General features: G+C 60.7%; 14 protein-coding genes. 12 read left to right on the forward strand and 2 right to left on the reverse strand.

Features of this window, described 5'->3' with window-relative positions; genetic code table 11:
• Window positions 1-318: 318 nt before the first annotated feature.
• The gene (locus AC1DZE_RS12600) at window positions 319-1,632 is read right to left on the reverse strand and encodes a Glu/Leu/Phe/Val family dehydrogenase (protein WP_477671605.1); all 1,314 of its coding nucleotides are present in this window, start codon (window positions 1,630-1,632) and stop codon (window positions 319-321) included.
• A gap of 168 nt (window positions 1,633-1,800) precedes the next feature.
• Window positions 1,801-3,585 carry an ABC transporter transmembrane domain-containing protein gene (locus AC1DZE_RS12605; RefSeq protein WP_477671606.1) on the reverse strand — a complete coding sequence of 595 codons (1,785 nt, stop codon included), beginning with the start codon at window positions 3,583-3,585 and terminating at the stop codon, window positions 1,801-1,803.
• A 79-nt stretch (window positions 3,586-3,664) separates the two neighbouring features.
• On the opposite strand from AC1DZE_RS12605, the gene AC1DZE_RS12610 reads away from it, so the two are divergent.
• From AC1DZE_RS12610 to AC1DZE_RS12665, 12 genes are all read left to right on the forward strand, one after another.
• Window positions 3,665-4,216: a MarR family winged helix-turn-helix transcriptional regulator gene (locus AC1DZE_RS12610; RefSeq protein ID WP_477700116.1), complete on the forward strand. Its 552-nt coding sequence runs from the start codon at window positions 3,665-3,667 to the stop codon at window positions 4,214-4,216.
• Between the two features lie 106 nt (window positions 4,217-4,322).
• Window positions 4,323-5,855, forward strand: coding sequence for an efflux transporter outer membrane subunit (locus AC1DZE_RS12615; RefSeq protein ID WP_477673721.1), 1,533 nt, complete (start codon window positions 4,323-4,325; stop codon window positions 5,853-5,855).
• Between the two features lie 55 nt (window positions 5,856-5,910).
• On the forward strand, window positions 5,911-7,287 hold the full coding sequence (locus tag AC1DZE_RS12620; RefSeq protein WP_477700117.1) for an EmrA/EmrK family multidrug efflux transporter periplasmic adaptor subunit: 1,377 nt from the start codon (window positions 5,911-5,913) through the stop codon (window positions 7,285-7,287).
• Between the two features lie 93 nt (window positions 7,288-7,380).
• Complete coding sequence (locus AC1DZE_RS12625) at window positions 7,381-8,955, forward strand: DHA2 family efflux MFS transporter permease subunit (protein ID WP_477648140.1); 1,575 nt, start codon at window positions 7,381-7,383, stop codon at window positions 8,953-8,955.
• A gap of 1,154 nt (window positions 8,956-10,109) precedes the next feature.
• Window positions 10,110-10,604 (forward strand): YcxB family protein, encoded by a 495-nt coding sequence (locus tag AC1DZE_RS12630; protein ID WP_477700118.1) that lies wholly within the window; start codon window positions 10,110-10,112, stop codon window positions 10,602-10,604.
• 70 nt (window positions 10,605-10,674) lie between these two features.
• Window positions 10,675-11,073: a hypothetical protein gene (locus AC1DZE_RS12635; RefSeq protein ID WP_477700119.1), complete on the forward strand. Its 399-nt coding sequence runs from the start codon at window positions 10,675-10,677 to the stop codon at window positions 11,071-11,073.
• Between the two features lie 101 nt (window positions 11,074-11,174).
• On the forward strand, window positions 11,175-11,489 hold the full coding sequence (locus AC1DZE_RS12640; protein ID WP_477700120.1) for a hypothetical protein: 315 nt from the start codon (window positions 11,175-11,177) through the stop codon (window positions 11,487-11,489).
• 92 nt (window positions 11,490-11,581) lie between these two features.
• Complete coding sequence (locus AC1DZE_RS12645; RefSeq protein WP_477700121.1) at window positions 11,582-12,199, forward strand: lysozyme inhibitor LprI family protein; 618 nt, start codon at window positions 11,582-11,584, stop codon at window positions 12,197-12,199.
• Window positions 12,200-12,290: 91 nt separating this feature from the next.
• The gene (locus AC1DZE_RS12650; RefSeq protein WP_477700122.1) at window positions 12,291-12,773 is read left to right on the forward strand and encodes a hypothetical protein; all 483 of its coding nucleotides are present in this window, start codon (window positions 12,291-12,293) and stop codon (window positions 12,771-12,773) included.
• Window positions 12,774-13,349: 576 nt separating this feature from the next.
• Complete coding sequence (locus AC1DZE_RS12655) at window positions 13,350-13,877, forward strand: hypothetical protein (protein ID WP_477700123.1); 528 nt, start codon at window positions 13,350-13,352, stop codon at window positions 13,875-13,877.
• A gap of 81 nt (window positions 13,878-13,958) precedes the next feature.
• Window positions 13,959-14,414 (forward strand): hypothetical protein, encoded by a 456-nt coding sequence (locus AC1DZE_RS12660; RefSeq protein ID WP_477700124.1) that lies wholly within the window; start codon window positions 13,959-13,961, stop codon window positions 14,412-14,414.
• Window positions 14,415-14,499: 85 nt separating this feature from the next.
• A complete protein-coding gene (locus AC1DZE_RS12665; protein WP_477700125.1) occupies window positions 14,500-14,985 on the forward strand; it encodes a GCN5 family acetyltransferase in 486 nt (161 codons plus the stop codon).
• Window positions 14,986-15,602 lie beyond the last annotated feature (617 nt).

Raw genomic sequence — 15,602 nt, forward strand, 5'->3', positions numbered from 1 at the left:
CCCCCACGGTCGTTCGCTTCGCGTAACTCCCGAGGCCTTGCAGGCCGCGGCTCGCGAGACGCTTCGCCTCTGTCGCCTGTCCAAACCTGCTCAAGCAGGTTCGGAGCCGCAGGCTCCAGCCCCTAGGGGGCCGCTGCGCCTGCGGTCTGGCGAAGCCAGTCCCGCGGAGAAATAGAGCCCCCACGCTTTTCACTTCGTGTAATGCGCTGCCCCCCGAGGGGGTGCTGCGCCTGCAGTCCGGCAAAGCCGGTTCTGCGGCCCCTGCTTGAAAGGTTGTCCAGGTCGTTGACGCGCAGGTCCCGGCGCTGACCCAGTAACTCAGGGGTACAGGCCGCGCAACTCGCGCGTGTGCAGGATTCGCTTGCAGGCCACGATGAAGGTGGCGGTACGCAGGCTGACCTTCTGGTCTTGCGCCACGGCCCAAACACCGGCAAAGGCGTCTTTCATGATTTTCACCAGGCGCTTGTTGATTTCTTCTTCGTCCCAGAAGAAGCTGGAAAAATCCTGCACCCATTCAAAGTAGCTGACGGTCACGCCGCCGGCATTGGCGATCACGTCCGGCAGCACCAGCACGTTGCGGTCATGCAGGATGTCGTCGGCGGCAGGTGTCGTCGGGCCGTTCGCGCCTTCAATGATCATGCGCGCCTTGATGCGGCCGGCATTGGCGGCAGTGATTTGCTGCTCAAGTGCGGCCGGAATCAGGATGTCGCACTCCACGTCCCAGAACGCGTCATTGGCAATGACTTCGGCTTCGGTGAATCCGGCCACACTGCCATTGGCTTCCACATGACGCAGCAGCGCCGGCACATCGAGGCCGGCTTCACGGTAAATCGTGCCGCCATGGTCTTGCACCGCGACCACACGTGCGCCGGTTTCGGCAAACAGCTTGCCCGCCACACCGCCCACATTGCCAAAGCCTTGCACGGCGACCCGTGCGGTACTGATATCAAGGCCAATGTGCTTGGCCGCTTCGGTGCCCACGGTGAACACGCCGCGCCCCGTGGCTTCACGCCGGCCCAGCGAGCCGCCCAGGTCGACCGGCTTGCCCGTGACGACGCCGGTTGAGGTGGAGCCGGTGTTCATCGAGTAGGTGTCCATCATCCACGCCATGATCTGGTCGTTGGTGTTGACGTCCGGCGCGGGGATGTCCTTGTTGGGGCCGATGATGATGCCGATTTCGCTGGTGTAACGGCGCGTCATGCGCTCAAGCTCGCCACGCGAAAGCTTTTTCGGGTCGACGCGGATACCGCCTTTGGCACCGCCGTACGGCACGTTCACCGCCGCGTTCTTGACCGACATCCAGGCCGACAGCGCCATCACTTCAGACAGCGTGACGTCCTGGTGGAAACGCACACCGCCCTTGCCGGGACCGCGCGAAACGTTGTGCTGCACACGGTAGCCTTCAAAGTGCGCCACGGTGCCGTCGTCCATGTGAATCGGCACGTCCACGATCAGCACACGCTTGGGCCGCTTGAGGGTTTCAGCCCAGCGCGCCAGGCTGCCCAGGTGCGGAATGACGCGGTCTACCTGCTGCAGGTAGTTGCCCCAGGGGCCCAGGTTGTCCGCCTGCAGGTAAGACGGAAGCGGGTGAGACCCGGCGGGGGTGGGAACAGAAGAGGCTGCGTGTGACATTGAAAAAGCTCCTTGTGGGATTTCTTGCGGGAAAGTCTGCGGGAAGAATCAATGGACGGAGCTTAAAAGCCTCGGCCTAAATAGTCCAAGGCATTGTTCACCAATATCTATGCAAATAATGCATATCGCTGATTTTTGATGGCTGCTGAAGCTGCGCAACCCGCGTCGTCACACCGTGAACTGCAGCGCCGCCAGCCGCGCATAAACGCCCCCGCGGTTTACCAGCTCGGCATGCGTGCCTTGCTCCACCAGCCGCCCATGGTCCAGCACCAGGATGCGGTCAGCCTGCTGCACAGTGGCCAGCCGGTGCGCAATCACCAGCGTCGTGCGGTCCTTCATGGCCGACTCCAGGGCCGCCTGCACCATGCGTTCGCTTTCGGCATCCAGCGCGCTGGTGGCTTCATCCAGCAGCAGCAGCGGAGCGTTTTTCAGCATCGCCCTCGCGATCGCAATACGCTGGCGCTGGCCACCGGAAAGCCGCACACCGCGCTCCCCGAGAAAGGTGTCGTAGCCTTCGGGCAGGGCGGTAATGAACTCATGCGCGAAGGCCGCCCTGGCCGCTGCACGGGTCTCTTCATCAGTGGCTTCAGGTTTGCCGTAGCGGATGTTCTCCAGCGCGCTGGTCGAGAAGATGACGGCGTCCTGCGGCACGATGCCGACGCGCTGCCGCAAATCGTGCAGCGCCATGTCGGCTGTGCGCACGCCATCCAGTTCGATGCGGCCCGAGGCCGGGTCATAAAACCGCAGCAGCAGCTGGAACACCGTGCTCTTGCCTGCGCCGCTGGGTCCCACGATGGCCACCGTTTCACCGGGCGACACGCTCAGGGAAAAGTTTGTCAGGGCAGCTTGCGCGGGCCGCGACGGGTAGTGAAACGTCACTGCTTCAAATTTGATAGCGCTTCCCGCCCGTGTGACCTGCCCGGGAACCGGATTTGCCGGTGAAATGACGGGTGAACGCGACGTCAGCAGCTCCATCAGCCGCTCGGTGGCGCCGGCCGCCCGCAGCAGGTCGCCATAGACCTCGCCCAGCACGGCCGCCGCGCTGGCCAGGATGATCACGTAAACAACTGTCTGGCCCAGGTGGCCTGCCGTGATGTCGCCCCGCATCACCGCCTGCGTGCCCTGGTACAGGCCCCACAGCAGCGCCGCCGACGTGGCGATGATGATGAAGGCCACCAGCACCGAGCGCGCCCTGGTGCGGCGAATCGCGGTGTTGAATGCGTTGGTGGTTGACGCATCAAAGCGCGCGGCCTCGCGGCCTTCAGCGGTGTAGCTTTGCACCACCGGAATGGCGTTAAGCACTTCGGCCGCGATCGCGCTGGAGTCGGCCACGCGGTCCTGGCTGGCGCGCGACAGCTTGCGTACACGCCGGCCAAACCAGACCGAGGGCGCGACGATCAACACCAGCACCACCAGTACCTGCACCATGAGGTACGGGTTGGTATAGACCAGCATCCCCAGCGCGCCCACGCCCATCACGGCATTGCGCAGGCCCATGCTGAGCGAAGAGCCCACCACCGTCTGCACCAGCGTTGTGTCGCCGGTCAGGCGCGAGAGCACTTCGCCTGTCTGTGTGGTTTCAAAAAACTCGGGGCTTTGCCGCACGACATGCGCGTAGACCGCATTGCGCAGGTCTGCCGTCACGCGCTCGCCCAGCCAGCTCACCATATAGAAGCGGCCTGCCGAAAAAAGGCCCAGCGCCGCCGCCACGCCAAACAGTTCAAAGAAATGGGTGCGCAGCGCCATCAGCTGCTGGCCCTTGTCCGCCGCGCTGAGCCCGCCGTCAATCAGGCTGCGCAGGGCCAGCGGAAACACCAGCGTGGCCACGGCCGCCATCACCAGGAAAAACATCGCCAGAACAATCCGCCCCCGGTAGGGACGCAGGAAGGGAACGAGGCCGGAAAGGGAGCGGGGCGCGCCCTTGGGCGCATTGGAAAGGGAAGAAGTAGCCATGCGGGGAGTTTAGCCATAAAAGATGTCTGTACAAACACAGCCTTGACAATGTTTGTCTAGGCATGTATTATTCGTGTCCATGAAATCTGAATCCACCCGTCCGCCAGCGACCTCAGTTCCTTCAACTCCCTTGTGCGGGTTGCCGGCCGAGTTCTATTGCGCGACGGATTACGACGCCGGGCAAAGCACCGGCGCGCTGATGCGCCAGATTCTCAACAGCGTCTCCCAGCAGGTCACGCGCGAACTGGAGCCCCAGGGCCTCACCAACGCGCAGTGGGTGCCCATGCTCAAGATCTACCTCGGAAAGGCTTCCACGGTGGCTGAACTGGCCCGTGTCTGCCAGCTCGACGCCGGTTCCATGACCCGCCTGCTCGACCGGCTCGAAGCCAAGGGCTTTTGCCGCCGCATCCGCTCCAGCGAAGACAGGCGCGTGGTCAATATCGAATTGACACCCGAAGGCCGCGAAGCCGCAAAAGAAATCCCCGCGGTGCTCAGCCGTGTGCAAAACGCCCACCTGGCCGGCTTCACGGTCGATGAGTGGCAAAACCTCAAAGGCTACCTGCGCCGCATTCTTGAAACAGCGCAGACCCTTCAAGCCCTTCAAGCAGCGAATGAAAAAGATGACAAATAACAGCAACACCCTCTGCAGCGCGTCCGCTTCTGTCTCGGCTTGCGTTTCGGTGAACCAGGCCGAACACGCCGAGCCGCGCCTGCCGCTCTGGCGCGCCTCTTTCCGCATGGCCCTGGTGGCCGCCGCCAGCGTGGTGGCCGTGGGTTTGATGGCAACCGGCCTCACCGGCTGTGCCGACATGTCGGGCATCGCACCGCATTCCAGCCTGCGTGACGCGCCTTCGCTGGGCCTGGCTGCCGACACCGCCAGCCAAACGCCGGCCCAGGCGCCACTGGCCGCCGAATGGTGGCGCGAGTTTGGCGATGTGCAACTCAATAGCCTGGTCGACCAGGCCCTGCAAACCAGCCCGACCTTGAAGCTCGCGCAGGCCCGTCTGGCTCGCGCACTGGCCGTCACCGAGGTTGCCGATGCCGCCACGCTGCCGCAGGTCACCGGGCAACTGGACCTGACGCGCCAGCAATACACCGCCAATGGCGCAGTGCCCGCACCACTGGCAGGCTCCATCCGCAACAGCGGTACCGCGCAGCTCGCGGTGAGCTGGGAGCTTGATTTTTTCGGCAAGAACCGTGCCGCACTGGACGCCGCGCTGGGCACCGCCAACGCGGCTGAAGCAGACGCGCAGGCCGCACGCTTGCTGCTGGCCAGCAATGTGACCCGCACTTACTTTCAGCTGGTTCGCCTGAACGAGCAGGTGACAGTGGCCCGCCGAACACTCGCCCAGCGTGACGAAACCCTCAAGCTGGTGCGCGACCGCGTCGACGCCGGCCTGGACACCCGCCTGGAACTGCGCCAGAGCGAAGGCGGCTTGCCCGAAGCGCGCCTGCAGCTCGAAACCCTGCAGGAACAAATGGCCCTCACGCGCAACGCGCTCGATGCCCTCATTGGCAAGCCAAATGGCACTGCAGCTCTTTCCCTTCCTGCGCAAGCAGCTATCAAAAATGTAGCAACCGCCACGGCCATTCCGGCCGACCTGCTGGGCCGGCGCGCCGACATTGCCGCCGCGCGCTGGCGCGTAGAGGCTTCGTCCAAAGACGTGGTCAATGCCAAAACCCAGTTCTACCCCAACGTCAATCTCGTTGCTTTTGCCGGTTTTTCCAGTATCGGCCTCGGCCGCCTGCTTGACTCCGGCAGCCAGCAGTGGGGTGTCGGGCCGGCCCTGCGCCTGCCGATTTTTGACGCCGGCCGCCTGCGTGCCAACCTGCGCGGCAAAACCGCCGACCTCGATGCCGCTGTCGAAAGCTACAACGCCGCCGTGATCGACGCGGTGCGCGATGTGGCTGACCAGGTGGCGTCATCGCAAGCCATCACGCGCCAGCAAACCGAACAGCGCGCCGCGCAGGAAGCCGCAGAAGGCGCCTATGACATCGCCGTGCAGCGCTACAAGGCCGGACTGGGCACCTACCTCAATGTGCTGACGGCCGAAACCAGCGTGCTGGCCCAGCGCCGCCTGGCGGTAGACCTCTCGGCCCGCGCGCTCGACACACAGGTCGCCTTGATACGCGCCCTGGGCGGCGGCTACAGCAATGCCCCGGCTCAGGCGAAGCAGGCGCAAGGTGCTACAAAAACAATAGCTGCTGGCGCTCGTCCTGATTGGGCTACAGCCGGTTTTAATTCTGAAAAAGTGCCTGCAGCGCATTAGGCGCCGGTCCCACGTCACGCAACGTCTTCAAATCAATCAACACCCTGACAACATCATGAGCGACACAACATCTACCAACTCCCCAGCTCCCAATGCGCCTGCACAGCCGCCCGCAGGAAACCCCAAACGCAAAAAGGCGCTGACGGCGCTTGCGGCCGTGGTGGTCGTTGCAGGGCTGGGTTGGTCTGCCTATGAATACCTGGTGGCCAGCCATTACGAGTCCACCGACAACGCCTATGTGCAGGGCAACGTGATCCAGATCACGCCGCAAATCGGCGGCACTGTCATGGCCATCATGGCCGACGACACCGACTTTGTGAAAGCCGGCCAGACGCTGGTGCAGCTTGACCCGGCCGACGCCAAGGTCGCGCTGGAGCAGGCCGAAGCCGCACTGGCCCAGGCCGTGCGCCAGGTGCGTACGCTCTACGCCAACAACGGCACGCTGGCCGCGCAGATCGCGCTGCGCGATGCCGATGTGGTCAAGGCGCAAAGCGACATCGCCCGCGCCAGCGACGACCTGAACCGCCGCCAGTCGCTCACCGGCAACGGCGCGGTGTCCAAAGAAGAACTCAACCACGCGCAGACGCAGCTGGCCACCGCCAAAAGCGCGCTGGCTGCGGCGCAGGCCGGTGTGGTCGCCGCACGTGAGCAGCTCACCAGCAACCAGGCCCTGACCGAAGGCACCAGCGTCGAGCAACACCCCAGCGTGCAGGTTGCCGCCGCCCGGGTGCGTGAGGCCTACCTGGCCACACAGCGCGCCGCGCTGCTGGCGCCCGTGGATGGCTATGTGGCCAAGCGCACGGTGCAACTCGGCCAGCGCGTGGCCGCCGGCGCGCCGATGATGTCCATCATCCCGCTCAACCAGGTCTGGGTCGACGCCAACTTCAAGGAAGTCCAGCTGCGCAACATCCGCATCGGCCAGCCCGTGACGCTGGTGGCAGACCTGTACGGCAAGAAGGTGGAATACAAGGGCAAGGTAGCCGGCCTGGGCGTCGGCACCGGTGCCGCCTTTTCATTGCTGCCCGCGCAAAACGCCACCGGCAACTGGATCAAGGTGGTGCAGCGCGTGCCGGTGCGCATCGCGCTGGACGCCAAACAGCTCGCCGACAACCCGCTGCGCGTGGGCTTGTCGATGGACGCCGAAGTGGACGTGAGCAGCAAGGACGGCAAGACGCTGGCCGATGCGCCGCGGGACGCCACCCTGGCACACAGCCAGACTTACGGCACACCTGACGATGCCGCTGACAAGGATGTGCAGCGTGTCATCGCCGCCAACACCGGGAAATTCGTGAAGCCGGCCAAGTCCGCCGTCGCGGCCAAGCCGGCCCTGCCGCAGGGTGGGGCTGTTTCGCCCGCCCAGGCCGGCACCGACCCGCAGCGCCTCGCGTTCAGCCACACGCTGTCGCTGGCTGGCAACCGCGTGGCGCCGTAAGTCACAGCCTCACACACAACCCGCACTTCCAGACCGCGCAACCGCAGCGAATCCCGTAGCGGTTTCCACCAGCCCCTTATTCGCAAGGCTTTCATGGCTTCCGCACCTGCTCCCGCCTCCGCCTATGTCCAGCCGCCACCGCTGACGGGCTCTGCCCGCCTGTGGGGCACGCTGGCCCTGTCGGCCGCAACGTTCATGAATGTGCTCGACACGTCCATCGCCAATGTGTCGCTGCCCGCGATTGCCGGCGACCTGGGCGTCAGCCCCAACCAGGGCACCTGGGTCATCACCAGCTTTGGCGTGGCCAATGCGATTGCCGTGCCGCTGACCGGCTGGCTGTCGCAGCGCTTCGGTCAGGTTCGGCTTTTCACCACCAGCGTCATCCTGTTTGTTATCACCTCGTGGCTGTGCGGCCTGGCGCCCAACATGACCACGCTGATTTTTCTGCGCGTGCTGCAGGGCCTGGTGGCCGGGCCCATGATCCCGCTGTCGCAGGCGCTGCTGCTGTCGAGCTACCCGAAAGCACTGGCGGGGCTGGCCATGGCGCTCTGGTCCATGACCACGCTGATCGCGCCCGTCATGGGGCCGCTCTTAGGGGGATGGATCACCGACAACATTTCCTGGCCCTGGATTTTTTATATCAACATCCCCGTGGGCTTTGGCGCTGCCTTCATCACCTGGAGCATCTTCCGAAAGCGTGAAAGCGTCACCCGAAAACTCCCCATCGATTCGGTGGGCCTGGCGCTGCTGGTCATCTGGGTCGGCGCGCTGCAGATCATGCTCGACAAGGGCCAGGAGCTCGACTGGTTTCATTCCGGTGAAGTGATCGCGCTGGGCATCATCGCGCTGGTGGGCCTGATCGCCTTCGTGATCTGGGAGCTGACGGAAGAACACCCGGTGGTCGACCTCACGCTGTTCAAGAAGCGCAACTTCTGGGCCGGCGCGCTGGCGCTGTCGGTCGGCTACGGCCTCTTCTTCGGCAACGTTGTTCTGTTGCCGCTGTGGCTGCAGCAGTACATGGGCTACACCGCCACACAGGCCGGCATGGTGCTGGCGCCTGTCGGCGCCTTCGCCTTGCTGCTCTCGCCCGTGGTCGGCAAGAACATCGCGAAAGTGGATCCGCGCCGCTTCGCCGCGTTTGCCTTCATGGTGTTTGCGCTGGTACTGTGGATGCGGTCCAACTTCAACACCCAGGCCGATTTCCGCACCATCATGATCCCGACCATCATCCAGGGCGTGGCCATGGCTTTCTTTTTCATCCCGCTGGTCACCATCACGCTGTCGGGCATCTCGCCCGACAAAATTCCCGCGGCCTCCGGCCTGTCAAACTTCGTGCGCATCACCGCCGGTTCCTTCGGCACCTCGATCGCCACCACCATCTGGCAAGACCGCGCCGCCATGCACCACGCGCAAATCAGCGAATACGTGAACCAGGGCAGCACCGCCACCAACAGCGCCCTCACAGGCCTGGCCGGCGCTGGCCTCACGCCCGACCAGGCGCTGGGCACCATCAACCGCCTGGTCGACCAGCAGGCCTACATGCTGGCCGCCAACGACGTGTTTTATGCCTCCTCGCTGATCTTCCTGCTGCTGATTCCGCTGGTGTTTTTGACACGGCATACCAAGGCGGGGGCGGGGAGTGCCGATGCTGCGGCCGGGGCGCACTGAGGCCTCTGCGTGGGGCTGGAACGAAGACGGCGCCTTGTGCGCCGTTTTTGTTGGTGCTATCAAATCAGTAGCTGCTTGCGCAGTTTTACATTGGTCTGCAGGCCTATTTCGCATCTAAAACGGCCCCTAAACGCTCAAAAACAAGGGGTTTTGGCGCTGCCACACTTTGCAAAGGTCTGCAGCGCCTCCGAAGCGGATTTTGGACCTATTTTTAGGTGTAAAAACGGGCTGCAGCCCAATCGGGATGTGCGCGAGCAGCTATTAAATCAATAGCGTTTCAGGCGAGCAGGGCGTCCAACGGGCTGGCTGTGCCGCCAGAGTCAACGTTCCGCACATGGGTGTAAATCATCGAGGTGCAAGGCGCAAACGGATACGGGTTCTACCTTGCGTATCCCCATGTCGCGAGGATGCGTCATGTGGCCATTGCGGCCATGCCATCGGACAAAAAAACGGACCTAACACAGATAAATTTTCCCGGTGCCAAGGCTATAGTGCAAATACCGAACCCGCTCCCGGACCTGGTCCAGCAAGCGGGCAGACTGCAAGGGAGAATTGCGGGGTTTCGCGGAATTTTTATATCTGTATGAATTTACAGTATATTGTCTTGAAATCCAGCATGCAAGCGGCTTACAGAGGGTTTTTATGTCCAGATTAGATTGCAACCGCCAAGTTATACGGCAGGTTTTGCGGCATACATTACGTTAGACGGCATATGCCCGAGCAATTGCAAGACTTACCCCAGCTAACCTCGACGCACTTCACGCGCGAGTCGAAGATCATGCTTAGATTTGCCGTGGCAGTGGCTGCAATGAGCTTGGTCGCGTCAATCGTAGGCGCCCTACTAGTGGCTTGGCGTACGTCATCGGAATTGAAGGAGTGCGGGGTCGCGGGCGGCAATTGGAGCCTTGAGAGCGGAGCCTGCGAACTGCCGAGAAAATTGTCTGAGCGGAGAACCGAACGTTGAAGCTGCATGACAGCCATAGAAAAGAATCTGAAGACGTTTACGTCCGCTCAGTAGCAAGTCCGCCAGACAGCATCATCAAAATGAAACCGTGACGATGCTGTCTAACCTGTCAGCCAACACGGACCCACGCCTGCAGACTGCTGCTTCGCAGCGAAGGGTGTGGTCCGGTTGCTTCCGACGTTAGCCGCTAATGTTCTTCGAAGCCACGCTCAAATACAGTGAAGCCATCGTGAGAAGAGCCGCTTTGGCCAGTTGGCGCCACGCCTTCGGGGTTAGGTTTGTTGTTGCACTCGCACTTCTGGGCGCGAGCTTTCTGTTTCTGGTTCAGCGAGGCGAGAGATCCTGGATCGTTGGAATGCTCGGCACTGTCTGGCTGTTGGGCATTGCCTTCGCGGCGGCGGCCTATGTCGTTTCGGTTCAAAGCTCCTTGAGCAGGCTTCGACAAATGCAGTCCCCGGAGGCCCTCCTTCGCGCGGAGGCGTCGGGCTTCAGCATTTCATCTGAACTCGGCGCGGTCACCATGCCGTGGTCTGCAGTCAAGCGGGTTTGGCGCCATCCAGAGTTCTGGCTCCTCGTCCTATCAAGGTCAAGCCAAGTCACGCTCCCTCTTGCCGCAGTCGCAGAAGAGGCGCAGTCCTTCATCCTGCAACAGATCAAAGGCGCCGGAGGTAAGGTTGGCGGCTAACCCTTCAGTCAACCGGACGTCCAACAGCGGGCTTCGCCCACTGTCGGCCGCCGGTTACCTCAAACGTTAGATGGCACAGATCGGCGTGGCGAGAACCTACAGCATCTACGACCTTGTCAGAGAGGTCTCGGTGCGCCCAGGGATGTATCTTGGCCAAGAAACTATCGATAAGCTTGGCTGCTACATATGGGGCTACAAAAAGGCTATGCATGATCTCGGTGTTCCTGAGTCGCCCATATTTGACCCGTATGAGTTCACCAGTTGGGTGCGAAGAAAATACAACTATCCTGGCTCAGCCGAAATTTCCGGGTGGGAGAAGACCGTACTGGCAATCAGCTTGGAAATTCCCGGCGATGAAGTTGAGTGGGACAAACTGCCGACAAACGTCTCAGTCGAGAGGCATCGAAGCTCCGTGTACTTCTTCTTTGAGCTTCTTAAAGAATTCGGTGAGCGCAAGAATGCCATCTAACCAGCTAGTCGACACGGACGCCCAAGGGCTTCCGCTCGGTCGCTGCGCTCCCTGCGCACCTTTCCGCGGTCGCCGGTCACACGCACGTTAGACCGCACTCAATGTTTCACCCTGCCACTATCGCTGAAGTCACTGGCCTTTTGGAAGACGGTCTTCCCAGGTTGCATCCGGAGCATCGCGCAGCTTTAGAGAAGGCACGCATAGCTCCGCGTGAGCTGTCAGTCGCAGATTCACCTGGTGAGTATGTCGTTGCCATCGCTGCCTTTGGCGATAAGCTGCTGCACTGGTCCGACGTAGAGGAAGGGTGGGAGCTCGAACGTCCAGACGACGAGGGCGGCATTGCGTCGCGTGGCTGTAACCAGTTCGAGCTGACCCATGTTATGTACCAGACGCTGGGAGATCCCAATGCTGTCTAACTGGTCGGTCAACGCGGACCCGCAACTGCAGGAGGCGGCTCCGCCGCATTTGTTGCGGTCCGGTCATTTTCAACGTTAGACGTCGAAAACCTATGCGACAAGCACTGCTCATCACGACTCTTCTAGTTTCCACTTTCGCTTACGGGGCGGGGTTTGATTGCGCTAAGGCAAGCACGAAAGTCGAGCGCTTGATTTGTTCCGACGGAGAGCTTTCTGAACTTGATAAAACGCTCTCAGAGGTCTTCTCGCTTGAGCTAGACAGAGAAAACGATGCTCCGCGCCTTCGCGCATCGCAGAAGAAGTGGCTTGCGGCCCGGAATTCGTGTGGAAATGCACTGTGCATCAAGCAACAGTACGAGCGAAGGATCTCTGAACTTTCTTGCGAGCCCCAGAGCCGCATGGCAGGCTCAGCCATAGGCAGCAGCCAGTGTTCGCACTTCTCGCAGGGCGTTCTGGAACGGGAGCTCTCGATCCTTGAGGAGCGTTACAGCAAGAAGGTCTTAGCAGAGTCAAATAATCTTGAATACACAGAGCGCACGCTGCTCGCTGAACGGAAGGCGTGGCCCGACTATCGCGGTGCACAATGTGCGTTGTATGGCGCAACCGAGGGAGGATCTGATGGTTGGAAGAACGCTTTCGCAGGCATGTGCGAAGTCAACGAGACACAGAGGCGAATTACGCGGCTTAAGCAAGAGCTGGATACGAAGTAGGTGCTTTTCGTCGACGCCTAACCTCTCCATCGAGCGGACAGTTGTCGGCAAGGCGCCAACTGCCGCTCATGTCGAACGTTAGAAGGCAGAAATGACTACGCTGGCACGCACACTGTCATCCGCGCAAACGGTTCTGATGAAGATCATTTTTCCCGTGGTTTGGATCGCAGGGTTTGGCTTCGGCACTCTCCTTTTGTGGACCGGCGCGATGCATGGCGTGGGCGGCGAACCTCCGCCGTGGGCGATGAAGTGGCAGTTTCTGTGCATCTGGGTGGCCGGGTCCGCGTTCATCTTGTGGGGATGTGCAGGACTAAAGAAAGTTCGACTTGACGGGAGTTGTCTATACGTGTCGAACTATCGTCGTGAAATCAAGGTGCCATTGACTTCCATCGCGTCAGTCACGGAAAATCGTTGGATCAACATCCATCCAGTCACTATTCACTTTCGTGTTCCCACGGAGTTTGGTCGGAAAATTACTTTCATGCCGAAGGTGCGCTTTTTCACTTGGGGGAGTCATCCGGTTGTCGGAGAACTGCGGCACGTGGCTGGTCTGCAAGGCGCGCATGCCGTCTAACATGTCGCTCGACACGGACCCGCAACTGCAGGAGGCGGCTTTGCCGCGAGTGTTGCGGTCCGGTCAGCTCCAACGTTAAAGCGCATGAGTACGCTACTTCTCGGTTTGAAGCTCGCAAGCATTTCTGCTATTGTTGGCGTAGCGGCTGCAATACTTAGCAGCTGCGGGGTCGGCCTTGCATTGGGAACAGGCACTTGGTGCAGCCCTCTTACGTGGTTTGTTGGGTCGCTCTTTGCAATCCCCGTCGCGATATTCGCAGGCCTGCCGTTATGGCTGCTGTTCCGGCGTTTTGGCTTTAGCCGACATTGGCAGTACGTTCTTGGTGGGTTGGTATGCGCATTGCCTATGTGGTACCTTCTTGCCGGCCCTTTCGACTCAGACCGCTGGCAACACGTCGGTGAATTTGACACTCTCAATTACCTAGGCTCGGGAGCATTTGGTGGGTATTTTTTCTGGCTGCTATCTAGACTACCCCATGGCGATTCGCTTTAACAAGTCGGCCAACACGGACCCGCAACTGCAGGAGGCGGCCTCGCCGCCAGTGTGGCGGTCCGGTTGCCTTCGACGTTGGGCGTCATGAAAGTCATCACCGCGCTTTTGCTTTGTCTCTTGGCGGCCTCAGCGCACGCTGATGCCTTCTTCAAGTTGGTCGGCTATCAGTGCGACAAGCAATCCAATCGGTTGGTACTGACCTACGCTGCAGCCGCCAACGGCGCGGGCCAGACGATGCTAGAGGCCAAGACAAACTATCAGTGGGATCCATGGACGCTCGTTCAGATGCGAGATGAAGACAGCATTGCGTCAACGACGACGGTACGGGCGACTTGCAAGTTGAGTGACGGCGTCTACTCGATCGAACTCGGTCCGATCCCCGGAAACACGAACATTCAAAGACGGTGTGGCGCCTGGATTTCCGCTTGGGCAGAAGTTCGCCTGGGAAAGATTGTCATCTACCCCCGCACAGACTTTGAATCAGGCGTTGGCTGCTTCTACGCCGATGGCGAAATCACAACGCGGGTTGAAATAGCACCTCGTCGCGCCAGGCACGAGATCACGAGGTTTCCGGCGGAGCAGTTGCTCAGCGATACTTCGGCACTGCGATGAGCAGCCTGACGCCCAACCCTTCCTTCAAGCGGACCCGCCTACGGCGGTCCGCTTAAGTCAAACGTTAGGCGTCACCAAGATATGCTGCTGCTCCGCACTACCGTAGGGATTGCCCTCCTTCTTGCCGCGTCCGTCTCGTCCGCCCAGGCAGCCCGGGAAGTCTGTAACCTATTGAAGTCGAAGGGTGGGCTCAGCGATTTCGCAGTTGAGGTACAGGAGGACGGCGACGGAAACGTCGTTGTCGAGGTGGATTTGGATGGCGATGGCCAGGCTGACAAGCTCGTTTGGTTTCGTACTGGCTCTGCGAGTTTGATACCGCCTGACGATTCGAGCGTCACTCTCACCTTATCCGCGATGGGGAAAACCGTTTTTGTTGGGGATCAGCGCATTCTCTTGGCGCAATACAAGAACAAGTACTACGTGATGGCGAGCTCGTTCCGTTCCGGCAACGGGCTGTGGCGGCGCAGCATCTTCTCCGTTGGACCGCGTGGCTTTTCCAAACTTTGCACTGTTGGCGGAAAAGGTCTGGGGCCGTGATGCCTAACAGGTCAATCAACACGGACGTCATCGCGGCAGGCTTCGCCTGCCTATGTGTCGCCGGTCATTTTCGACGTTAGAACTCATGGTGCGTTTTCTCGCAACCCTGCTTCTTGGATGCTTCTGCGCAGTGGCCGCAGCCGGCTTGGACGTCGGCGGTGCAGACAGAACGGTGGCGGGCAGCAGCGCCTACCCTGTTGCAAGCGATCCTTCAAAAGTCGGACGGTATCCAGCGCAAACCAAGTCCGGTGCAGGCTACTTTTACGATAACGTTCTTGAGTATCGGGTCTGGTTGCATCCACACGATGGCGCAAGAAGACTGAATGGGAACGACGTCTACTATCGAGCCTTTGCACAATACGAGCGCGCTCTGGAGTATTCACGAGGAGCTAAAGGCGCAGAACAACCGTTGGTGCTCGTTCGGCAGTTGAAACACATCAATGAGCCCAGGCCCGGGGTGTTTGAAGTCATTGAAGAAGAGCGAATAACTGAGTGGCGGGTTGAGTGGCTTTCGGGTACAAAGCGCTCGCCTGGCTCCATTGAAAAGTTCATGAAGGAGCGCCGGAAATGAGTTCTAACATGTCAATCTACACGGACCCACAACAGCAGGAGGCGGCTTCGCCGCATGTGTTGCGGGCCGGTCAGCTCCGACGTTAAATGGCACGAACAATGGGTTTCCTATCTAACCTCTTTCGCCGGTCGCCCGCTGTGTCGCTCGGGCACCCAGTGTTTGGCACTCTCACATTGGAAAGTGGAGCCAAAGGTCCTTACTGGGTGCATGAGGTGTATGAGGGTGAGGATGGCATTTCGATTTCGATCGATACGCGCGACGCAGCGGAGCCCACCCAATTACAGGTCGACTTCTTTCGGCGCGTCACATCCGATCTTGATAACGTCGTTGGGCCCGTGTTGTCAGAGCTCGGGGAACGCCATAAGGAAATCTACGGCGAAAACCTTCCGTCCGATTGGCGCCTGGCATTCACTCTTGCCGGCGTAGGCGTGCCATTGGACGGGGATCCAAACGCTGAGTGGGACATTGCCCTCGAGTGTCTTACTAACAACTCGAAATTTCTATACACCTGCTACTTCGAAGAAGGTAAATTGACACATGTCTCTGTCGACACTTGAGGCCATGCCACTTAACTGGTTAATCGACATGGACCCACAACCGCAGAAGGCGGTCTCGCC

It is taken from the genome of Polaromonas sp. P1_F1 (genome assembly GCF_056405795.1).